Genomic DNA, 20982 nt, shown 5'->3' with positions numbered 1-20982 from the left:
GGTGTCCCGTCGAGCGGTTGACATGCCATCCGCGGCTTCCGCTGGTCGCCGGCCTGGACTCCGAACGTCCGGCAGTCCACGTCTGGGACTGTGAGGCGGGGCGGCCGCACGAACTCCTCACCGTCGGCGCCGAGTCGCGGGTCTACGGCGATGCCGACGGCTGGGCCCGGAGGGAGCGGACGCCCGCGGTGGCGTGGCACCCCGACCGGCCCCTGCTCGTGGTGGCGGGCGAGGGCGGAGTGGTGCGGTGGACTCCCGCCGGGCTCTCGGGGCTGGAAGGGCTTCCGCCCACCGCCGACTACCGCAGTCTGGCATTCGGCCCGGACGGCCGGACGTTGTGGGCGTCGCCGTCGTCAGGCGACGAAGACAGCGCCTGGGACCGCTCCGACGTCCTCGACCTCGCCTCGGGGACCCTCAGCACCGGTCCGCGCTGGGACACCGGGGTCGCGGAGCATCCGGCCGGGGGCCTGGTGGCCACGCTCTGCAGCGATCAAGGCGCGACGCTCGGCATCTTCGCGCGGGTCGACCGCGCGACGGCGCCCGCTGCGATGCGCGTGCTTCGCCGGGCGCTGATCCTGGATGCCGACGGCTACGAGACGCCGATCTTCAGTGCGGACGGACGCCATCTTGCGATTCGGGGCAACGCATACGACAACTCCGTGGAGGTGTTCGCGTTTCCCACCCTTCATCGCGTGCTGGTGACGACTCTCGGCGACCCCAGTCCCGGCTTCCCCTACCCGCAGGAGTGGCTGGACCGGATGCGCGCCTGGTCACGCGACAACCTTGCGTTCGGAGCCCACCCGGGCATCCTCTGGGTCGGGACCCCGAGGGGGACTCTCGTCGAAGTCGACCTCGACGGCCGGCACGCGGTCGAGCACGAACTGCCGGCCGGCTCCCCGGTGTCCGGGCTGGGCGCTCTGGCGACGGGCGAGCTCGTCGTCGCCGACGGCGGCGGCGGACTCGCGCTCGTGTCCGTGCGCTCCGGCACCGCACGGACCGACAGCACGGACGTCGCCACGTCGAGGGCCACGGTCACCGCGTTTCTGGACGCCACCTCCGAGGTCCCTGACGACGGCGAGCTGGAAGCACACCTCGTCCTGACCGACGGGACCCGCACCTGGGATGCGGACGATCTGGCGGCCGTGACCACCACGACCCCGGGGGACCCGGCCTGGCTGCAGCTTCGGGCGGCGCTCAACACCGCGCGGCCGGACGAGGACACCGGGGATGTCGCACCGGGATCGTAGGATGCGAAGCGCCCTGCGGGCGGCTCGGGAGTCGAGGGGAGGACGCGGGATGGCTGGTTCGGCGGACGGTGGTCCGGCCGTGGCGGAGCCCGCCGCGTCCCCGGCGGACGGGGGCCCGGCGGACGGGGGCCCGGCGGAGGAACCGCCTGAGCAGCGGCGGCACTCGCCCACGGGCTCGCCCGCGGACCCGCCCGCGGACGGTGCCCGGGCCGCGCGGCGGTCCGTGGTGAGGCCGCGGGCGCCCGTCGAATCGGACGGGGCGCCCGGTCCCGCGCAGGAGCCGGCCGCCGCCGGCGAATCCGCCCCGCTGCTCGCCGATCTCATGCCCTGGGGCGTCGCCCCGCTGCGGCTCGGGCGGGGGTGGGTCATGGCGCCCGACTCCGCCTCGCTGCGGCGGCGGTGGGATGCGCTCGTACGGGCCGAAGGGGACGAGCGGGACGCCCTCTTCCGGGCGACGCGGGCGCGGACGACGCACAGTGCCGTGGCGCAGTTGCCCGGACGGGCCGCCGGGACCGGGCGGCTGGCGCGTGCGGCGGGTCCGTGCCCCGAACCGGTGCGGGTGCTGCACGGGGCGTACGACCAGCAGTGGCTGATCCCCGACAACCGGCTGATCGACGCCGCCCGGCCCGAGTTGTGGCGGGTCGCCGACGACCGGCAGTTGTTCGCCGTCGAGGCGGGGTACGGCACGCCGGAACCCGGCGGGCTCGCCGTGGTCGCGTCCGCGCTGCTCCCGGACGGGCGGTCGCCCGCCGGTCGGCCGGGCCGCATCCGGCCGCTCTACCGGCGCCCCCGGGGGCGGGAGCCCAACCTCGCACCGCGGCTGCTGCGTTGGCTTGGCCGGCGGCTGGGCGCCAAGGTCACGCCCGAGGACGTGTTCGCCTGGACGCTGGCCGCGGGGCGGGCCACCCCGCGCGGGTGCGCGGTGCCGCTGACCGGGGACGCGGAGACCTGGCAGGCCGGCGTGGCGCGCGGGCGGCGGCTGCTGGAGGTGCAGCTCCGCGGCGCCCGCGGCGGCGGAAAGCCCCGGCTCCCGGGCGGCCGGCGGCCGTACGTGCGGGCGGCGCTGCCGGCCCGGCCCGCGGAGGTGTCGTACGACCCGGAGGAAGAGGCGCTGCTCCTCGGCGAGGGGCGCATCTCCCCCGTACCGCGCGGAGCCTGGGAGTTCACCGAGGGCGGCGTGCCCGTGCTGGAGCAGTGGGTCGCCGCACGGCTGGAGCCGGCGGAGCCGGGCACGCTGGCGGCGATGCGGCCCGCGGCGTGGCCGCAGGAGTGGACGTCGGAGCTGCTGGAACTGATCACGGTGCTGGCGCTGCTCGCGGAGGCGGCGGACCCGGGCGCGGACGAGGCGCGGCACCCGGACGGCTCGTACACCGCAGAGATCACCGCGGCCGAACTGCACGAGGCGGGCATCCTCCCCGCCCCCCAGTCGGCCCGCCGCCCGGCGTCGGTGCTGGACCACCACGAGGAGGGCCCGGAGGGCCAGTTCGCCCTGATCTGAGTGCGCTCGGGGCAGTGGCTAGCGGCGCACCGCGTCGAGGGCGTCGGCGACGCCCGCGCCGTAGAAGCCGTTGCGGCGGTCGTCGCCCTCGCAGACGGCGTTCTCGACGCCGTCGCCGTCCGGGTCGTAGCCGTCGGGGCGGCCGGGGTTGTCGGCGTGGGCGGCCAGGAGGGCGCGCAGCTTCGCGGGAGAGGCGCGCGGGTGCTCGCTCTTCAGGAGGGCGGCGACGCCGGAGACCTGGGCGGTGGCGGCGGAGGTGCCGGGGCCGGAGGCGTATGCGCCGCCGGGCCGGATGGACAGGACATAGGGGTCCCGCGAGGGGGTGCCGGGGATCTGGTGGTCGTCGCCGCCGGCGCCGGGAGAGAACCATGGCAGAGGAACGTCATCTCCGCGCGGGACGCCCTTCAAGAGAGCTTCGGGCACCGCCGAATGACGTGGCAGGACCCTGTCACTCCGCCCCGCCGGAGGTCTCGAAGCCGTCCAGCACCCGTCCCAGCATCCGCTGGAACGCCTCCTCGTAGTCCCCGGGTTCGGCCGCCTGCGCCAGCGCCGCGGCCAGGTGCGGGTAGGCGCCCGTCGCCAGCCGGCCCGCCAGATACTCCCCCCGCACCGCCTGTTCCTCCGCCTCGGTCCACGGCAGTGCGCGGGCCCGTTCGGCGAGGGCGATCTCGAAGGTGACGTAGCTGGTCACCGACGCCGTGACCATCGCGACCAGTTCCATCTTCGTGCCCGGCGGCACGTCCAGGCTCTCCAGGGCGGCGAGGAACCGGTCGAGGTAGCCCAGCGCGTGCGGCGTGAACCCGTACGCCGTGGTCGCGGTGAGCCGCGGCAGCCAGGGGTGCCGGCGCATCAGGTCGCGCGACTGCTCCGCCAGGGCCAGCACGTCGGCGCGCCAGTCGCCGGTGAGGGGCACCGTCAGGTCGTACTCGGCGCTGACCGCGTCGACCATCAGCTCGTGCAGGTCCTCCTTGCGCGGCACGTAGTTGTAGAGCGACATGGTGCCGCTGCCGATCTCGGCGGCGACGCGGCGCATCGAGACCGCGTCGAGCCCGTCCGCGTCGGCGATACGGACCGCGGCGGCGGCGATCGCGGCGCGGCTGTGCGCGGGGCGCGGGCCGCGCCCCGCACGCTCGGGGCGGGTCCAGATCACCTCGGGGGTGGCGCCGCGCGCCGGCCCTCCGGGGGCTTGTCCGCTCGCTGCCATCGCTGCCTTCCTCAGGGCCGCCGGGTGCCGGTTTACGCACAGCGTACTGAGTCGGCTATGCTCGGCCGCATGACAACTACGTACGCTGTACTTAGTGAGGCGCTGGAGAAGCGCTACGGCGACGTCCACGCCCTCCGCGGCCTCGACCTCGCCATCCCCGAGGGCACCGTCTGCGGCCTCCTCGGCCCGAACGGCGCCGGCAAGACCACCGCCGTGCGCGTGCTGACCACGCTCGTCCCGCCGGACGGCGGCACCGCGCGAATCGCCGGGCACGACGTCGTCGCCGAGCCGGCTTCCGTGCGCCGGGCCATAGGCGTCACCGGACAGGCCACGTCCGTGGACGACGACCTGTCGGGCCGCGAGAACCTGCGCCTCTTCGCCCGGCTGCTGCGCCTGCGCGGACCCGCGGGGCGGGAGCGGGCGGACGAGCTGCTGGAGCGCTTCGGCCTCGCGGAGGCCGCCGACCGGCCGGCCCGCACGTACTCCGGCGGCATGCGGCGGCGGCTCGACCTGGCCGCGAGCCTGCTGTCCCGGCCGAAGGTGCTCTTCCTCGACGAGCCGACCACCGGGCTCGACCCGGCCAGCCGCGAGCAGATCTGGGCGGCGGTGCGCGAGCTGGCCGCGGCGGGCACGACGGTGCTGCTGACGACGCAGTACCTGGAAGAGGCGGACCGGCTGGCCGACTCGGTGGTCGTCGTCGACCACGGCCGGGCGGCCGTCACCGGCACGCCGGACGAGCTGAAGCAGCGCGTGGGCGCGTACGCGGAGGTGGTCGTGGCCGACGAGACGGCGCTCGCGGCGGCGGCCGTGGTGCTCGGGCCGCTGACCGGCGGCGAACCGCGGCTGGACACCGAGCGGCGCGCGGTGGGTGCGGCGGCGTTCGACCCGGGGCTGACGCTGCCGCGCGTGGTGCGGGAGCTGGATGCGGCGGGGGTGCCGGTGGTCGACGCCACGCTGCGCCGGCCGACGCTGGACGAGGTGTTCCTCCGGCTCACGGGGGCGGACGCCGGCAGGACCGCGAAGGAGGAGGCGGCATGAGCGACCTCGCATACGACGGCATGGCCATCGTCGGGCGCCAGTTGCAGCGCGCCCGGCGCAACCCCGCGCTGCTCGTCATCACCCAGGTGATGCCGCTGACGCTGCTGCTCTTCTTCGGCTACGTCTTCGGCAACTCGGTCTCACTGCCCGGCGACGCCGACTACCGCACGTACATCGTCCCGGGCCTCTTCGCCACCACCGCCGCCGGCGGCCTCGTGACCGGCATGCTGCAGGCCGCCATCGACACCGGCCGCGGGGTGACGGAACGCTTCCGGGCGCTGCCGATCAGCCGGGCGGCGGTGCCGCTGGGGCACGCGGTGGCGGACGTGCTGCTCTTCGCCGTCGGGCTGGTGCCGCTGATCGCGGTGGGCTACGCCGTGGGCTGGCGGAACGACGGCGGCGCGGCGGCGACGGCCGGGGCGCTGGGGCTGCTGCTCCTGCTGCGGTTCACCTCGGCGTGGATCGGGATCCACCTGGGCATGGCGGTCGGCAACGAGGAGGCGGCCGGGCAGCTCGCGAGCACGACGTTCATGCTGCAACTGCTGTCCAACGCGTACGTACCGACACACGGCATGCCGGGGTGGCTGCGGGCGGTGGTGGAGTGGAACCCGCTCAGCGCGTACGTCACCGCCGTACGGGATCTGACGGGCAGCGCGCCGCCGGGGCTGGACGACGCGCCGGGCGCGGCGTGGCCGATGACGCATCCGGTGGCGGCCGCGCTGGGCTGGTCGGTGGTGCTGCTGGCCGTGTTCGTACCGCTGGCGGTGCGACGGAGCGCGCGGGGACGGGGCTGAGCCGCGCCGTTACGGGTCCGTTCGGGTGGGGGTGCGAACGGACGCGGACAGCGATCGGGGCGGGCGCGGCATGCCGGGTCGCCGCGCCCGCCCCGATACGGGCTGTCTGTCAGCTCCGGCGGTTGCCGAAGAGGGTGCGCCGCAGCTTCCGCAGCGGGGCGAAGAGGGAAACGCGCGCCATACGGCCCGGCTTCGCGGCCCTGTCCTCGCGGGCGGTCAGCTCACGCATCAGCATGGTGGCGCTGTCCGTGTCCCCCTGGGGGGCTGCGGGTCCGCCGAGCACGGCGAGATGCCGGTCGACGCGTGCCCGCGACGCAGTGCTCCCGCAGTTGATCGCAGGAACTCGCGCTTTGCCGCGCATTGCTATCTGATCCATGACACTCCCCACCCTTACGAGGGCTCCCGGCCCGGGCAGGCTAACCCTATCGTCTGCCTGCGTCACATGCGCATCCCCCACACGGGAATCATCCCCAATTCCCGGCCCAGAACGCGGTCTTGACCTGGAGAACCGTTTCATCTGGCTGGTTTCCGCCCCTCGGCGGTGGATCTCCTTCCGGTTCCTCCGCTTCCTCCGGGCCCGGGCCGGTCCCGGTGGGTGGCTACGGCGCCGCGGACGCGGACTCGTCCGCGGGGGCGTCGACCGGCTCCGTGTACCAGGAGCCGTTGAGGGTGTCGTAGGTGAACAGCGGGCGGCCCGTGATCGCGCTGGTACGGAACGGGGCGCCCTGGTCGTCGAGGCGCACGACGCCGGAGTCGTCGCCGCTGCTCCACTCGACCTCCAGGTACCAGCGGACGTCGTAGTCCTCGGTGCCGGCGTGGATGAGGAGCGACAGCGGATCGTCGTCGGTGACGCGGAACGGCAGCGCCGGGGGGTCCCACTTCTGCGTGGAGTCGCCGCCCTGCTTGGGCTTGAGAACGGGGCGGGGCTTGTCGAGGTCGACGGTGTACGCCGCCTGGGTGACCTCGCCGCCGCAGCCGCTGGACATCGCGAACGCGGCCCACGGCAGCGGGGTGCCGGTGGCGGTCTTGCGCACGTGGACGGCGGTGACGGTCACCGGCTCGTCCCCGCGGGGTTCGAGGGCGGCCTCGATGTTCGTCGTCCCGCCGTGGACGGCGCCCTGGCTGGAGGCCCACGCCTCGGCGTCCTGCGCCATGGGCGGGGGCGGCACGTCGTCGGGCGACTTGTCGATGACGTACCGGTGGTCGCAGCCGTTCGACCAGACGTGGGAGCGGACGGACCAGGCGAGCGGGGTCTGCACGGCGGGCGTGTCCCGCCCCCCGGCAGCGGCCCCGTCCTTGCGCGGCGTGGCGCCGGGCGTTGCGTCCCCGTCCGCGCCACCGCCGCCGTCGCCGCCGGTGGGTGCGGGCTTACGCCGCTCGGAGGGCTCGGCGGACCGCTCCTTCTCCACGGTCTCGCCGCCCTGCGCACCGCCGCCACCCCGGCTCCCGTCGGCCACGACGCCGCTCGCGGGCCCGGGGCCACCGTCGGCACGGCCCTCGCCTGTGGACCCGTTGGAGGTAGCCACGAACGCCACCAGCGCGGCAGCCGCGACCCCCACCCCGGGCACCCCCACCCGCCGCCACCGCCCCCGGCGCCCGCCGAGCACCCCCTGCACCCACCGCCGCCCGCGGGCCGGGCGTCCGTCGGCCGCCGGCGACCCGCCGCGCGCCGCAGGCGCGGCAGCGGTCGCCTCGCGGGTCACGTCGTCGGCCGCAACCGTGGCGGGGCCAAGCCCCTGCAGCCCGTCTTGCCCCGAACGGGCGGCGGCGGGCACCTCGTTCACGTCGGCGGCCCTTCCGGCCGCCACACCGGACCCGCCGGGGGAGCCGGGCTCGGAGGGCTGGGGGGTTGACGTCGCCGCCGTCGCGGCGGAGGTGGCATCGTCGGTCGCAGCCGTCGCGGAGCTACGCCCCTGCGTGCCGCCCGGCGCCGAAGGCGCCGTGGCGGTCGCGTCGTTCACGTCGCCGGAGGCACCGCCGGGCGCGTCATCCGCCGCCGTACCGGTCGCCTCCCTCCCATGGCCGGTTGCCCCGCCAGGTACGTCATCCGCCGCAGGCACACCGCCTCGCGCGGCCCCCGGACCCCGACCGCGCCCGGCTGCTCCGTCCGCTGCCGCGCCGCCGCGTGCCGCCGCACCGCTGCCCCGGTCGCCCGGCCTCGCCCCGGACGGCCTGCCGCCCGTGCCCTCCCCCGCGGCCCACGACGGAGTCGACCCGCGGCGGGTGCCGTGGGCACGGTGCCAGCGGCGGTGGAGTTCCACCAGCTCGTCCGGGGTCGCGCCGCACAGGCGCGCGAAGCGTTCTGCCGGGGCGTAGCTCGACGGGACCGCGTCGCCGTTGCAGTAGCGGTGGAGGGTCGACGTGCTCACGTGGAGGCGGGCGGCCAGCGAGCCGTAGCTCCGCCCCGAGCGCTGCTTCAACTCGCGCAGCAGCGCCGCGAACTTCTCCGTCGCCGCGTCCTTCACGTCCCGCCCCCGTTCCGACGCGTTCCACCCTAGTCGTATCCGCGCTGGTCGGTGGTCGGATTCCCGTTCCAGCTTCCCGTTTCGACGCTGATCGCTTGCGGCCGGTCCCCCTCGGTCCGCAGGCTTGTCCACCAGCACCAAGCCAAGCCCCCGCACCGAAGCGGCGCGGCGCCGGGCGGAGTACGGGGGTATCCGCTCGGCGCCGCGCGACGGCCTCCCGGGCCGGGTCGGTTCGCGGACGGCTCCGGGTGCGGTCTGCGCACGTCGTCGGCTCGGTCCTTGGTGGGCCTCGTCGACCGGGCCGCTGCGCGCCGACCGTCCGCCCGCTGCCGCTTCCGCGAGCACAACGGCCCGGCCCGGGTGACGAGGCCCCAGGTTCGGCGCGTACCCCCGAGGACCCGGACCGGGTCTCCCACCCGGTGGGGTCCTACGCGCCGGCGTAGGCGGCGCGCAGCGCCTCTTCCACCGCGGTCAGCGCGGTTCCGTGGTCGAGTCCGAGGCGCTGCGCCCGCTGCGCGTACACCTGTGCCGCCGCGGCCGCCTCGCGCTGTGCGGCGTCGCCGGCGGCGGCCACGTAGCTGCCGTGCCGGCCGCGGGTCTCGATCACCCCGTCGCTCTCCAGCGCGCGGTACGCCTTGGCGACGGTGTTCGGGGCGAGGCCCAACTGCTCGGCGAGGCCGCGGACGGTGGGCAGCTTGGTACCGGCCGGGAGCACGCCACCGCGCGCCTGGGCGGAGATCTGGGCGCGCACCTGCTCGTACGGTGCCTCGGGCGCCTGCTGGTCGACGAAAATCTGGATGGTCACGGACACATTGTGGGCCGCGGGGCGAAATTCGCACGACATCGGCACCCCCGTCGCCGTACGGTGCGGCGCCATGAGTGTGCTCGTACGCGACTTCCGCCCCGAGGACGCCGTCGCCGTCGCCGAGGTGCAGCGAGCGGCGGTGCCGTTCCTCGTCACCACCCCCGAGTCGGTCCGCTGGAGCGTGGCGTCGGCGCCGCCGGAGAAGCGGCTGCGGCCGCTGGTCGCCGAGGTCGGCGGGCAGGTCGTCGGCGAGTGCGAGGCATATGTCCTGTACGACAGCAGCACGCCGGGACAGGGCATCGCCCAGCCGCACGTGCACCCCGCGCACACCGGCCGCGGCGTCGGCACCGCGCTCGTCGCGGCGGCCGAGGCTCATCTCGCCGCGCAGGGCGCGACCACCGTCTACACCTGGGTGTACGACCCGGAGCGCGACATCCGCTTCGCCGAGCGGCGCGGCTACCGCCGGGGACGCACCGGCCGGATCCTCCACCTCGACCTGCGCGCCGCGCTCCCGCCGCGGCGCGAGCCCGCAGCGGGCGTGGAACTGCGCGCCTTCGCGGACTTCGACGATCCCCGGCCGCTGTACGAGGCGGACGCGGAGGCGGCGCTGGACGAGCCGAGCGACACCCCGGCCGACGCCATGTCGTACGCGCACTGGCTCGACCACACCTGGCGCGAGCCGCTGCTCGACCACGACCTGACGATCGCCGCCCTGGTGGACGGCGAGGTGGCGGCGTTCAGTCTGGCGGAGACCGACGGGCGCGCGCGCTATCTGTCCGGGATGACCGGCAGCCGCCGGGCCTTTCGCGGCCGGGGGCTGGCGAAGCTCGCCAAGCACGAGTCGCTGCGGCGGGCGCAGGCGGCCGGGTACACCGACGCGTTCACGGGCAACGACGGCGACAACGAGCCGATGCTCGCCATCAACCGCTGGTTCGGCTACGAGCCGTTCCTCGTCGAGCTGCGCTGCATCAAGGACCTCTGACCTCCCCCGGCTCGCCCCGCCCGCCCGGCGTCACGGCGGGCCCGCCGTCTGCGGCAGCACCACCGCCCGGTCCGGTATCCCCGGGTCGTACACGAGGGGTCGTCCGCCTCGTGCCAGTGCACGACGAACCGCTCCCCCGCCCGGTACGCCTCAAGACCCGCCCGGCAGGACGCCACCAGGTCGTCCGGAAGCGCGTCCAGCGGATACCAGCCGATCTCCGCGCACTTGTCCGGCTCCGCGTTCACCGGCCGGGCGCCGGGCGGCAGTTCCGCGGCGAAGAACCACCCCATCCGCGACCGGCCCGCCGGGGGTTTGTGCTGCATGACGAGCGCCACCGCGACCTGCTCCGGGGTGAGCACGAGCCCGATCTCCTCGGCGGCCTCGCGCAGCACCCCGGACCGTACGTCCTCGCCGTCCTCCAGGTGGCCGCTGGGCATGTTCAGCAGGCCGTCCGCGTAGCCCGTGCCGGCCCGGCGGGCGAGCAGCACCTCCGGCGCGGGGGCGCGCCGGAGGAGCAGCAGGTGCACGTCCACGATCTCCCGGTGGCGGTCGGGCCGTTCGAGCCGGGCGACGCGGTCCCGCGGTGCGCCGTCGGTCACTTCTGCGCTCATGCGCCGATCCTCGCAGCCGCCACTGACAGCCGTCTTGGCGCTCAGCAGTCGTAGAGCGCGTTCCCGTGGACCTTCTCGCAGTAGCGCACGTGCAGGTGGTTGTCGTGGTTGGCGTACTGCGTGACCAGGCCCTCGGAGATCAGCTGCGGATCGTTGAAGAAGATCAGCTTGATGTGCCCGGGGGCCGAGGCGCGGATGGCCTTGACCAGTTCACGGGTCGCCGTGCGGTCGTACGTGGCCGACTGCCACGTGATCCGGCCTGCGGTGCACTGCGCCGAGTCCGTGCGGATCGGCCAGACGTCGAAGTCGAGCCCGACCTCGTGGCTGGCGTGGCCCGGGATGTCGCCGCCGTGCTCGAACCCGCTGTCGCCGACGGGCAGCTTACCGTTGCCGGTGCCGGCGAAGGAGGCCGCGGCGGCCTCCAGTTGGGCGACGGCGGCGGAGGTGCCCCAGTGGGCGTTCGCGTTGCCGTCCGGGCTCTGGCCGCACATCGTGCTGCCGAAACTGGTGTTCTCGTAGTGCCAGAGCAGGTTCTTCCAGGTGACGGGGCCGACGATGCCGTCCACTCCGATTCCCGCGTGGCCCTGGAAGGTCCGTACGGCCGCCGTCGTGGCCGCGTCGAAGGTGCCGCTGACCGTGAGCCCCGCGCCGCGCTTGGCGTTGAGCGCGGACTGCAGGGCCCTGACGGCCCCGCCGGTGTCGCCCTGCCGGATCGTCGGGGTCAGCGCGCCCCAGGTCTGCGGGCCGACGATGCCGTCCACGCCGAGGCCCTTGCCGCTCTGGAACTCGCGCACGGCGGTGGTCGTGGCGGGGCCGAAGACCCCGTCGGCCGTGACCGGGACGCCCTGCCCGGTCAGCAGGTGCTGCAGCGCGAGGACGTCGGTGCCCCGGTTGCCGCTGCTCTGCGTCGGGAAGGCGGCCTGGGGGTAGGCGTGCGCCGGTGAGCCGAGGCCCAGGAGCAGGGCGGCCACGGTGGCGACCAGCACGGCCAGCCGGAACATCGGCCTGTTCTTCCGTCTCTTCATCTTCTTCATCGACTTCTCCTCCGCGGAATCGCCGGTCACTTTCCTGCCTGCAACGCGCCCCAGGTCGCCGGGCCGACGATGCCGTCCACGCCGAGCCCGCGGCCGGTCTGGTAGTCACGTACGGCCGTCTGCGTACCGGAGCCGAAGATGCCGTCGATGCCGACGGTGCGGCCGAGCGCGGCGGTCAGGGCGCGCTGGAGCCGGGAGACGGCGTCGCCGGTGGAGCCGTTCTGCAGGGTGGGCGTGGTGCCGCGGGCCAGCAGCGCGGTCCAGGTGCGAGGGCCGATGACACCGTCCGCGGTCAGGCCCCTGGCGGTCTGGAACGCCTTCGTGGCGGTGACGGTGCCGGCGTCGAAGGTGCCGGTCGGGGCGGTGCCGCCGGGGTCGTGTCCTGCGGCCTCCAGGAGGCACTGGGCGGCCTGGACCAGGGCGCCCGTCGATCCGGAGCGGATGGTTCCGTAGGCGTGGAAGCTCAGGTCGGCCGTGGTGCAGGTGACGGGCGGCGGGGTGCCCTTGCCGACGTCGAGGTAGTTGCGGTCGATGTGCAGGCGCTGGCCGCCGTACGTCTCGTAGGCCTCGCCGGCGTACTGGTGGATGCGCTGGTGGCCGGACCAGTAGGAGTCCGGGACGTACGAGCCGGCGTCGGTGTCGGCGACGCCGTTCCACCACGCGAACCACAGGTGGTCCACGCGCAGGTAGCGGGTGTCGTCGTGGACGCTGGCCGCATCGCGGACGCCGGAGGAGGCGCTGGAGTACAGGCCGGAGAGATAGCCCTTGGCGTGCAGGCCCTCGGTCCAGCCGGAGACGTAGCTCATGACCGCCGCCTTGCAGGAGGCGGTGGAGTTGTAGCCCTCGATGTCTGAGTAGAGGGCGCTGCCGGCCGGGATGCCGAGGTTCTGGGCCGCGGTCACCGAGGCGTTGGCGGCGCTGACGCCCTGGGCGCGGGCGGCGACGGGGTCGGAGGACATCTTGTCGGAGAAGTTGCTGCAGGGCGCCTGGCGGCCGACGTCGATGGGGATGAGGTGCCAGCCCTTGTTCGTCTGGTTCGTCACCCAGGTCGCGGTGAGGTGGGGCTGCGCGCAGGCGCGGGTGGCGCCGGAGATGTAGACGCCCACGGCGCGGTACGGGGAGCCGGCGAGCCAGGCGTCCATCGCGGTCTGCGACGGGGCGGCGCAGGCGTCGAAGCCCTGGCCGCGGAAGTCACCGGGCTGCGGGCCCGCGGCGGCCGCCGGCGCCGCGACGCCCTCGGACGCGGCCCCGGCGGCGGGCAGTTCGGTGCGCTCGGCGGCAGCCGTCAGCTCGGCGCCGGCGAGGACGTCGCGTACCAGGTCCTCCATCGCGGGGCCGTGCGCGGCCGTGACCAGGACGCCCGCGTCCTCGACGGCCACCTGGACCGCGCCGTCGCGGGATGTCGCCGCGGGCGCCGTCGCGCTGCCGCGCGGGGCGACGGCGGTGGCCGCGGTGGTCCGCCGCGCGGCCCCGGCGTCGATCGGCTCCACGACGAGCCCGGCGGTACGGCCCTTGAGGCCGGGCGGGCAGGCGCTCTGGTCGCCGGGCTCGCCGAGGTAGACGGCGGGTCGGTCGAAGCGTATGCACGCGCCCGGGTCCGCGGCGAGGTCGACGGCCCGCCAGCCGGCCGGGACGGTGACCTGGTAACCGCGGTAGTCGACGGTTCTGCCGGTGTCGGGCGGGGGCCCTGCGGCGGCCGGACCCGCGGCGGTGAGCCCGCCGAGGGTGACGAGGGCCGCCAGTCCGGCGAGCAGGGGGCGCCAGGACCCCGTACGGCTGCGGGACATCGCGAATCGCTCTCCTACTGCGGTGGGGGCTCCGGAGGACTCCGTGCGGGCTCCGGTCGCGGGACGGCACTGCGCCACGTGTCTACGCGATGGCCGGAGCGCGGCGGTTGCGCGACGGTTGCGGGGCTGCGGCCTGCCACGACACGGGTGACTTTGACATGCACGGTCCAGTAGAAGGAGACGGCCCGCGGCGGCCTCGTGGGCAACGCGGTTGAGAGCTCACGACTCACCAGGCGGGCGGCCTGCCCGTCGCCACCGAGCGCTACCGCATCCGCGTCACGCGCTGACGCCGGACCGGCGGCGAGCGGGCGGCGGCCGTCCCGGCCGTTGCCCGCGCCGGCCGCCGCCGGCCTGGTCACCGCCCGCGGCGAGGCCGGGTGTGCGCTCTCGCCCTCGCGGATACGGGCCGTCCACCCGGCGCGCCGCCCCCGGTTCAGGCCCGGGGGCGTGCGACACCGCCCGACCAGCCCTCCTGGTCGTACCCGATGCCGGGCGCGGTCGGTGCCCGAAGGAGCCCGTCGGGTCCAACCGACGGTTCCCGTACGACGGGATTGGCATAGACGAAGGACTCGTAGTACGTCGCGTTGGAGATGGCCATGCACAGGTGGGCGTTGACGATCCCGGCACCGTGGACCTCGGCTCTGAGCAGGAAGCTGTCGGCGAGGTGGGCCACGCGCATGGCGCCGGTGATGCCCGCCTTGTACTGCGCGCTGGTGCGGACCCTGCCTGCAGCACCGGAGGTGATGAAGTCCGCGGCGTTCATGTGGGCGCCGTCCGAGGTCTCGGCGACGAGCAGGGGGACGGCGACGCGTTCGGCGAGCCGGCGGTACGCGGTGACGCTGAACTCCCGCATGGGCTCCTCGTACCAGGTGTAACCGGCCTCCGACAGGGCCTCGCCGAGATAGACGGCGTCGGCGAGGTCGAAGGCCGCGGAGCCGTCGTACATCAGCGGGACCTCGTCGCCGACGTGGTCCCGCAGCTCTTGGCACAGCCTGGCGTCGGCCCGTACGTCACCCCAGGCGTGCAGCTTGATCGCGGCGAAGCCGGCCTCCACGCACTGGTCCGCGACGTCGAGGTACTCCGCGACGCTGGAGAAGGTCACCGTACTCGCGTAGGCGGGAATGGCTTCGCGGTACGTGCCGAGCAGTGTGTGGACGGGCAGTCCGGCGGCCTTGCCCGCGAGGTCCCACAGCGCCACGTCGACGAGCCCGAGCGCGTAGATCGGAAACTCCTCGATGCGGTCCAACTCCCACAGCCGGTGCCACAGGAACTCGCGATGGGAGGGATCGCGGCCCACCAGGTCCTCCCGGATACGGCGTTCGACCAGGTCGGCGAGGATGGCTCCGCGCCGGGTGTGGGCCTCGCCGCTGATCCCGTCGTCCGTACGGATGCGCAGAATCCCGCCCACGGCGGGGCCTTCCGCCCCGGGCAGGCCCGTGCGCCATCTGAAGTCCGGCTGGGCAGGCAGGTCGACCAGTTCCACGGTCACGTCGGTGATACGCATCGCTCGCTCGCCCCTCGCGTAGGCAGACATGGACCGGCTGCCGCATCCGCCAGCAGCCGCTCGATACCGGCACGGCACCTTCGGTGGGGGCACAGCAGACGGTGTCGACTGCGGACGGCGTCCGCCCTCCACGCCTCAGTCCTGCACGGTCGACCATATGTATCACATCTATCCATTCATGCTGCAGAGATGGTTCTGCTTTATCTCTTGACGTGATCACGAGCAGGGACCCATACTCACAGCACTCGGCTGGCCGGATGTGCACCACGAGCGGCCACCCTTGGCGGCCGTAGCGCCCACAAGAGTACGAGTCATGCAGCGTTGTCCCGCGGGCGAACCTGAGCACGCCGGCAGCGCACTCACCCATCACCGCCACCGACACCGACGGGCAGAGCAATGAGACTCACCACACGCAATCCGACGTTCCTGAGAGCCGGCGCCCTCGCAGGCGTCCTCGTACTGGCCGGTTGTACGGCAGGCGGCAGCGGCGACGGCACGTCCGAAGACGGCAAGGTCACCCTGACCTTCCTCACCTTCGAAACCCCGAACCTCGATGCGAAGTACTGGGACGCGGCGATCGAGCGTGCCTCGGCCAAGGTGCCGGGTGTGGCGGTCAGGAAGCTCGTGTCCCCCAGCGCCGACCGCACCGGCTACGCGAAGCAGCTCGACAGCACCGGCCAGTTCCCGGACGTGATGATCGGCCTGAACCCGGCCGGCTTCGCGGAGGCGGGCAAGCTGGCCGAGTGGTCCGACGGCGAGCTGAAGAACTACGCGCAGCCGGACGCCAACACCTATGACGGCAAGGTCTACCAACTTCCGTACTCCACCCAGGCCACGCTCGTCTATTACAACAAGGACGCCTTCGCGAAGGCGGGTATCGATGCGCCGCCCCGCACGTACAGCGACCTGCTCGACGTCGGCGCCAAGCTCAAGGCGGAGGGCATCAACCCCTTCGTGGTCGGCGGCGGCGGCAAGGACACCTGGGCCGACATGTTCCCGCTGATCTGCACCGTGGCCACCGATATCTACAAGAAGACGCCGGACTGGCTCTCCCAGCGCAACGAGGGAAAGGTCGAGTTCACCGATCCCGCCTTCGTCTCCGCCGCCCGGAAGGTCGCCGACCTGGCCGGCAAGGGCTACATCGACCGGGCCGGGCTGTCGCGCACGTACGCCGACACCGAGCAGGCGTTCCGCGACGGCAAGGGCGCCATGTATCCGATGGGCACCTGGTTCTCGGCGTCCGCGGATACGAAGAAGACGAGCTTCGAGACCGGGGTGTTCGCCTGGCCCACGGACGACGGCTCGCCCGCCCTGCCGGGCGTCACCGGCGGTGGCATGTCCGTCAGTTCCCAGGCGGCGGACGTGGAGCTGGCCAAGGAGTGGGCGCGCGCCTTCATGGAGGACGAGAAGAACCTCGACGCCGCCGTAAGGGCCGACGGTCTCATCATCGACATCAAGGGCTACTCGCCCCCGGCCGGCATGGGCCCCGTCTACCAGGCGACGGTCGACAGCTACGAGAAGGCGCTCGACGCCGACGGGGTCGTCAACTCCTTCTCCCAGGAGACCGGCGACGGCTCCCTGCCCCCGGGTCTGGCCGACAAGGCCGCGGCCGGAGTCCAGAAACTGCTCAGCGGCAGCATGACGGCCGAGGAGTTCGGGGAGTACATGGACTCGCAGTGGGACAAGGCCACGCGATAGTGGAGATCAGGACTCGACGTCGCATCCGCCCGCCGGCTGCCGCGCCCCGGGGAGGGGGTACGGCTGCCGGCGTGCAGCGGGCAGTACGGGTGAAGCGGCCGACCGCCCCGCCCCGGCGGGCACGCTCACGGGCCGGTCTGAGCCGCTTCGCCGTGTTCGCGGCCCCCGGGCTGCTGGTCTACGTGGCCCTCGTCCTCGTACCCATCGGCATCGCCGTCGGATACGGCCTGACCGACAAGAACCCGTTCAACCCGCCCACCCAGTTCGTGGGGCTGGACAACTTCTCCGACTTGTCCTCCGACGAGGAGTTCCGCACGGCGCTGAAGAACACCGTCGTCATCACGGCCATCGTGACCGCCGTCACCAACGCGGGCGGCCTGGCCATCGCCATGCTCCTGGACCGGCGCGGCTGGCTGTACAACGCGCTGCGCAGCGTGTTCTTCGTCCCGGTCGTTCTCAGCGCGGTCGTCGTCAGCGTCATCTGGCAGGCCATCCTCGTCGACGACGGTCTGCTCAACTCCATGCTGCGGCAGGTGGGGGTCGACGATCCACCGGGGTGGCTCTCCGATCCCGGCCTCGCGCTGTACACGGTCTCGTGGGTCATCGCCTGGCAGGGGCTGGGATTCTGCGTGGTGATCTACCTCGCGGGCCTCCAGGGCATCCCGCAGGAACTGCACGAGGCGGCCGCCATCGACGGCTGCGGGCCGCTGATGCGCTTTCGCCACGTCACCTGGCCGATGCTCGCGCCGGCCGTCACGATCAACACGGTGATGTCGCTGATCGGCGGCTTCAAGGCGTACGACCAGGTCCAGGTCCTGACCAACGGCGGCCCGGGGCCCGGCACGACGTCCACTCTCGCCTTCCATGTGATCCAGACGGCCTTCGCCGGCAATCACATCGGCTACGCCTCGGCGATGGCGGCCGTGATGCTGGCCCTGGTCGCGGCGATCTCGGTGGTCGCGCTCAGGCTTCTGCAACAACGCGAGGTGTCCTCCTGATCATGAGAAGAACACGGACCCGGCTGCGGCCGTTCCTCGCGCTCCTGACAGGCTCCCTCTTCTTCCTGCCGATCTACCTCGTGATGGTCAACGTCTTCAAGGACGGCTCAGCCATCGTGTCGAACCCGATGGGCCTGCCGCTGCCGCCGACCCTGGACAACATCGAGAGCGTGCTGACCCGTTCGGACCATCTCTTCTGGTACGGCCTGGTCAACAGCATCGAGGTCACGGCGATCTCCATCCTGCTCATCACCGCGATATCCGCCATGCTCGGCCACTACCTCGCCCGCTCGACCGGCGTGCTGGGCAAGGTCGCGATGGTCACGCTGCTGTGCGGCCTGATGGTGCCGCCGGCGGTGATACTCACCCCGATCACCGACGTGCTCCGGGCGCTGGGCCTCATGAGCAGCGTGCCCGGTCTGGTCCTGGCGTACGTCGGCTACTACGTGCCCTTCGGCGTCCTCGTCTTCGCCGGGTTCGTGAAGACGATCCCGCGCGAACTCGAAGAGGCCGCGGAGCTCGACGGGGCGGGCCCGTTCCGCGTCTTCTGGCAGGTGGTCTTCCCGCTGATGAGGCCGGCGTCGGCGAGTGTGCTGATCTTCCTGGGCGTGTGGATCTGGAACGACTTCCTCAACCCGCTGATCATCCTGGGACCGGCCACGGGCACCACCGTGACCGTCGGTATCTACCGGGCGATCGGCGAACACCAGGCGGACTACGGCTCGGTCTTCGCCCTCATGCTGCTGTCCACGCTGCCGATCCTCATCTTCTACCTGTCCTTCCAGAGGCATTTCGTCAAGGGCCTGACCGGCGGAGCGACGAAGGGGTGAGGCAGCCACGACGCTGCCCGGTGCCCGCTGGACCGGTTCTCGGTCCGCGGGCACCGGGCAGCGGTCACGACGGGGTGTCCTCGCCGGGGGCGATACGGCGCCAGATCTCCTTCTGGAACTGCTGGGCCGTCATGTCGACGTGCTCGGCCATCAGCGTCTCGGCGCGGCTCGAATCGCCCGCGGCGATGGCCTCGGCGATGGCCTCGTGCTGGTCGGCTGCCACGCGCAGGGACCCGCCCGCGACCCCGGCCAGCCCTATGGTCATGACCTGGCGCTGCAGGCGGCGCATCGCCTCGATGGTGGAGACGTAGAACATGTTGGCCGCAGCAGCCGCGATGCCGCCGTGAAAGGCTTCGTCGGCGAGGGTGAACGCCTCGATGTCGTCCCCCGCCGCCGCGTCGGCGGACTCCCGTGCCGTCTCCCGTACGACCTTGACCTGCGCGGGAGTGGCTCGCTGTGCGGCGAGGCCGGCAGTGGTGGTCTCCAGGTGGCCGCGGAACTCGAAGAGTTCGTCCACCTGCCGCAGGTCCGCGGGCAGGAAGTTCGTCAACGACTGCTGCCAGGAGGACTGTTCCGGCTCGGCTACGTAGATGCCGCGGCCCTTCTGGACGGACAGCCTGCCCAGGGCGGAGAGGATCTTCACCGCCTCCCGCACCACGGTCCGGCTCATCTCCACGTGCTCGGCCAGGTCCTTCTCCGTGGGCAGCCGGTCACCGGGCTGCAGCCCGGCCCGGATGACGTACTCCAGGATGCGTTCGGCCGCCAGCTCGTACCCGGGACGGTAACCGCCGGCGGTGCCCGCGGACGCCGGCGCGGAGCCCCTCTCTGACTGGGTCAACGGCCTTTCCTCGCTTCCCTCGTGTGCAGCCGCCCGGAGCAGTCGTTCACCTCGACACCAGGACATAGTTCTGATGTATCGTGCTGCCCATGGTCAGTGAATCACATGTAAATTAGTGACTCCAGGAGTCGGCAGCGCCGACCCCTCCCTCATCGTAGCCGCGGCGCTCCGCCTTGCCCCCGCTCGGTCCTTCGCCTCAGGTCAGTACGCGCCGCTGTACGGGTAATCCCCGGGGCACCCACCGCACCGCGAATGTTCGCCCGGAGGGACCGCACCGCGTCCCCTGACCGGCCCTGGCATGTATCCGGTCTATCTTCCCGCCGCCGTGACACGGCCGGCGATCGCACTCACGAGACCACGAAGGGAAACCGCGTTGAACGACATCAGGATCGGCGTCATCGGCCTGGGCATCCGCAGCAGTCTGGCCGGCCTCGTCCACCGGCCGGGCTCGGGCTCCGTGGTGGCCGCCGCATGCGACCGCGACCCGCGGATCCTCGCGCTCGCCGGGGAGCGCTTCGGCACCGGGGTGCGGACCACCCGGGACCACGGCGAACTGCTGGACGCGGACCTCGACGGCGTGCTCGTGCTGACCCCGGACCACACCCACGAACGGATCGGCCTGGACTTCCTCTCCCGTGGCGTCCCGGTGTTCCTGGACAAACCCATGGCGATCACCATAGAGGGGTGCGACCGGCTGCTCGCCGCCGCCCGCAAGCACCGGACCAAGCTGTACGTCGGTCACAACATGCGGCACCTGCCGGCCGTGGTGGCGATGCGGGAGATGGTCGGGAACGGGACGATCGGCGACGTGAAGGCCGTCTGGTGCCGCCACTTCGTCGGCCATGGCGGGGACTTCTACTTCAAGGACTGGCACGCGGACCGACGCAACACCACGGGGCTGCTGCTACAGAAGGGTGCCCACGACATCGACGTCATCCACTGGCTCGCCGGCGCCTACACGCGGCGGGTGAACGCCATGGGCGGGCTGACGGTCTACGGCGGCCTCGACTCGCGCAGGGAGCGCGACGGCCAGCGGATGACCGACTGGCTGTCGGAGGAGAACTGGCCGCCTCTCAGCCTGACCGGCCTCAACCCGGTGGTGGACGTGGAGGACCTCAGCATGATGCTCATGCGGTTGGACAACGGCGTCTTCGCAAGCTACCAACAGTGCCACTACACGCCGGACTACTGGCGCAACTACACGGTCATCGGCACCGAGGGGCGCATGGAGAACTTCGGCGACTCCGACGGGGCCGAGATCCGGTTGTGGAACCGCCGCTCGGACTACCGGGCCGAGGCCGACGTGTCGGTTCCCGTCGAGGCCGCGGCCGGCTCCCACGGCGGCGCCGACCCGCTGCTGGTCGCGGAGTTCCTTCAGTTCGTCCGGGAGGGCGGGGCCACGGTCACCTCACCGGTGGCGGCCCGCGAAGCGGTCGCCGCCGGCTACGCGGCCACCGTATCGCTACGGGACGGCGGCAGGCCCGTCGACGTCGCCCCCGTGGCGCAGGACGTGGCGGCCTACTTCGCCCGGGGGCAGCGGTGAGCCCGCCTACCGCAAATAGATCCTAACTAAGTATTGACTGGCCCCTGAAGCCACTGCACGCTAGATCGCACTTATGCAGCACGGTTAGCCGGAAAGGGCTCGACAT

The 20982-nt window shown here is 73.0% G+C and carries 18 protein-coding genes and 1 pseudogene; 9 read left to right on the top strand and 10 right to left on the bottom strand.

Features of this window, described 5'->3' with window-relative positions; translation table 11 throughout:
* Positions 1-17 precede the first annotated feature (17 nt).
* Together ABGA99_RS16900 and ABGA99_RS16895 are read left to right on the top strand one after the other, a co-directional pair.
* Positions 18-1247, top strand: coding sequence for a hypothetical protein (locus tag ABGA99_RS16900; RefSeq protein ID WP_347582926.1), 1230 nt, complete (start codon positions 18-20; stop codon positions 1245-1247).
* A gap of 49 nt (positions 1248-1296) precedes the next feature.
* Positions 1297-2745, top strand: a complete 1449-nt coding sequence (locus ABGA99_RS16895) for a type ISP restriction/modification enzyme (RefSeq protein WP_347582925.1) — start codon at positions 1297-1299, stop codon at positions 2743-2745.
* A gap of 18 nt (positions 2746-2763) precedes the next feature.
* Here ABGA99_RS16895 and ABGA99_RS16890 read toward each other — a convergent pair whose 3' ends face one another.
* Positions 2764-3168 carry a S8 family serine peptidase gene (locus ABGA99_RS16890; protein WP_347582924.1) on the bottom strand — a complete coding sequence of 135 codons (405 nt, stop codon included), beginning with the start codon at positions 3166-3168 and terminating at the stop codon, positions 2764-2766.
* 25 nt (positions 3169-3193) lie between these two features.
* Complete coding sequence (locus ABGA99_RS16885; protein ID WP_347578715.1) at positions 3194-3949, bottom strand: TetR/AcrR family transcriptional regulator C-terminal domain-containing protein; 756 nt, start codon at positions 3947-3949, stop codon at positions 3194-3196.
* Positions 3950-4018: 69 nt separating this feature from the next.
* Between ABGA99_RS16885 and ABGA99_RS16880 the strand changes: the two genes are divergently transcribed.
* Complete coding sequence (locus tag ABGA99_RS16880; RefSeq protein ID WP_347582923.1) at positions 4019-4987, top strand: ATP-binding cassette domain-containing protein; 969 nt, start codon at positions 4019-4021, stop codon at positions 4985-4987.
* Positions 4984-5781, top strand: coding sequence for an ABC transporter permease (locus ABGA99_RS16875; protein ID WP_347578717.1), 798 nt, complete (start codon positions 4984-4986; stop codon positions 5779-5781). Before ABGA99_RS16880 ends, ABGA99_RS16875 begins: the two co-directional genes overlap by 4 nt.
* A 109-nt stretch (positions 5782-5890) precedes the next feature.
* Here the strand turns inward: ABGA99_RS16875 and ABGA99_RS16870 are convergent, their stop codons facing one another.
* From ABGA99_RS16870 to ABGA99_RS16860, 3 genes are all read right to left on the bottom strand, one after another.
* The gene (locus tag ABGA99_RS16870; RefSeq protein WP_078564210.1) at positions 5891-6157 is read right to left on the bottom strand and encodes a hypothetical protein; all 267 of its coding nucleotides are present in this window, start codon (positions 6155-6157) and stop codon (positions 5891-5893) included.
* A gap of 223 nt (positions 6158-6380) precedes the next feature.
* Entirely contained in the window at positions 6381-8246 is a 1866-nt protein-coding gene (locus ABGA99_RS16865; protein ID WP_347582922.1) for a helix-turn-helix transcriptional regulator, read from the bottom strand.
* 427 nt (positions 8247-8673) lie between these two features.
* A complete protein-coding gene (locus ABGA99_RS16860; protein WP_101425325.1) occupies positions 8674-9051 on the bottom strand; it encodes a GntR family transcriptional regulator in 378 nt (125 codons plus the stop codon).
* Between the two features lie 76 nt (positions 9052-9127).
* On the opposite strand from ABGA99_RS16860, the gene ABGA99_RS16855 reads away from it, so the two are divergent.
* Positions 9128-10033 (top strand): GNAT family N-acetyltransferase, encoded by a 906-nt coding sequence (locus ABGA99_RS16855; RefSeq protein WP_347582945.1) that lies wholly within the window; start codon positions 9128-9130, stop codon positions 10031-10033.
* 30 nt (positions 10034-10063) lie between these two features.
* Here ABGA99_RS16855 and ABGA99_RS16850 read toward each other — a convergent pair.
* The 4 genes and pseudogenes from ABGA99_RS16850 to ABGA99_RS16835 form a co-directional block, all read right to left on the bottom strand.
* Positions 10064-10605, bottom strand: a pseudogene (locus ABGA99_RS16850) (NUDIX domain-containing protein); the annotation flags it as partial.
* 80 nt (positions 10606-10685) lie between these two features.
* A complete protein-coding gene (locus ABGA99_RS16845) occupies positions 10686-11678 on the bottom strand; it encodes a penicillin-insensitive murein endopeptidase (RefSeq protein ID WP_347582921.1) in 993 nt (330 codons plus the stop codon).
* Between the two features lie 26 nt (positions 11679-11704).
* Positions 11705-13465, bottom strand: coding sequence for a glycoside hydrolase domain-containing protein (locus tag ABGA99_RS16840; RefSeq protein ID WP_347582920.1), 1761 nt, complete (start codon positions 13463-13465; stop codon positions 11705-11707).
* Between the two features lie 433 nt (positions 13466-13898).
* Entirely contained in the window at positions 13899-14969 is a 1071-nt protein-coding gene (locus ABGA99_RS16835) for an enolase C-terminal domain-like protein (RefSeq protein ID WP_347582919.1), read from the bottom strand.
* Positions 14970-15365: 396 nt separating this feature from the next.
* Between ABGA99_RS16835 and ABGA99_RS16830 the strand changes: the two genes are divergently transcribed.
* From ABGA99_RS16830 to ABGA99_RS16820, 3 genes are read left to right on the top strand one after another with little or no spacing between them, the layout of a single operon-like run.
* A complete protein-coding gene (locus tag ABGA99_RS16830; RefSeq protein WP_347578723.1) occupies positions 15366-16667 on the top strand; it encodes an extracellular solute-binding protein in 1302 nt (433 codons plus the stop codon).
* Positions 16667-17665: a sugar ABC transporter permease gene (locus ABGA99_RS16825; protein ID WP_347578791.1), complete on the top strand. Its 999-nt coding sequence runs from the start codon at positions 16667-16669 to the stop codon at positions 17663-17665. The genes ABGA99_RS16830 and ABGA99_RS16825 overlap by 1 nt, the downstream gene beginning before the upstream one ends.
* Before the next feature lie 2 nt (positions 17666-17667).
* A complete protein-coding gene (locus ABGA99_RS16820) occupies positions 17668-18495 on the top strand; it encodes a carbohydrate ABC transporter permease (protein ID WP_347582918.1) in 828 nt (275 codons plus the stop codon).
* Positions 18496-18559: 64 nt separating this feature from the next.
* On the opposite strand, the gene ABGA99_RS16815 is transcribed toward ABGA99_RS16820, so the two are convergent.
* Positions 18560-19333: an FCD domain-containing protein gene (locus ABGA99_RS16815; protein ID WP_347578725.1), complete on the bottom strand. Its 774-nt coding sequence runs from the start codon at positions 19331-19333 to the stop codon at positions 18560-18562.
* 373 nt (positions 19334-19706) lie between these two features.
* Between ABGA99_RS16815 and ABGA99_RS16810 the strand changes: the two genes are divergently transcribed.
* On the top strand, positions 19707-20876 hold the full coding sequence (locus tag ABGA99_RS16810; RefSeq protein ID WP_347578726.1) for a Gfo/Idh/MocA family oxidoreductase: 1170 nt from the start codon (positions 19707-19709) through the stop codon (positions 20874-20876).
* Positions 20877-20982: the final 106 nt, after the last annotated feature.

Source organism: Streptomyces sp. B5E4 (genome assembly GCF_039871555.1).
Classification (GTDB): Bacteria; Actinomycetota; Actinomycetes; order Streptomycetales; family Streptomycetaceae; genus Streptomyces.
Note: the sequence above shows the minus strand (reverse complement) of the source record. Positions and strands in the feature narration are given on the sequence as shown.

Bases quoted from the DNA above. Each gene is read 5' to 3' on its own strand.
- ABGA99_RS16845 (WP_347582921.1), bottom strand. From the start codon at position 11,678: ATGAAGAAGATGAAGAGACGGAAGAACAGGCCGATGTTCCGGCTGGCC.
- ABGA99_RS16840 (WP_347582920.1), bottom strand. From the start codon at position 13,465: ATGTCCCGCAGCCGTACGGGGTCCTGGCGCCCCCTGCTCGCCGGACTG.
- ABGA99_RS16830 (WP_347578723.1), top strand. From the start codon at position 15,366: ATGAGACTCACCACACGCAATCCGACGTTCCTGAGAGCCGGCGCCCTC.
- ABGA99_RS16895 (WP_347582925.1), top strand. From the start codon at position 1,297: ATGGCTGGTTCGGCGGACGGTGGTCCGGCCGTGGCGGAGCCCGCCGCG.
- ABGA99_RS16870 (WP_078564210.1), bottom strand. From the start codon at position 6,157: ATGGATCAGATAGCAATGCGCGGCAAAGCGCGAGTTCCTGCGATCAAC.
- ABGA99_RS16880 (WP_347582923.1), top strand. From the start codon at position 4,019: ATGACAACTACGTACGCTGTACTTAGTGAGGCGCTGGAGAAGCGCTAC.
- ABGA99_RS16835 (WP_347582919.1), bottom strand. From the start codon at position 14,969: ATGCGTATCACCGACGTGACCGTGGAACTGGTCGACCTGCCTGCCCAG.
- ABGA99_RS16820 (WP_347582918.1), top strand. From the start codon at position 17,668: ATGAGAAGAACACGGACCCGGCTGCGGCCGTTCCTCGCGCTCCTGACA.
- ABGA99_RS16885 (WP_347578715.1), bottom strand. From the start codon at position 3,949: ATGGCAGCGAGCGGACAAGCCCCCGGAGGGCCGGCGCGCGGCGCCACC.
- ABGA99_RS16875 (WP_347578717.1), top strand. From the start codon at position 4,984: ATGAGCGACCTCGCATACGACGGCATGGCCATCGTCGGGCGCCAGTTG.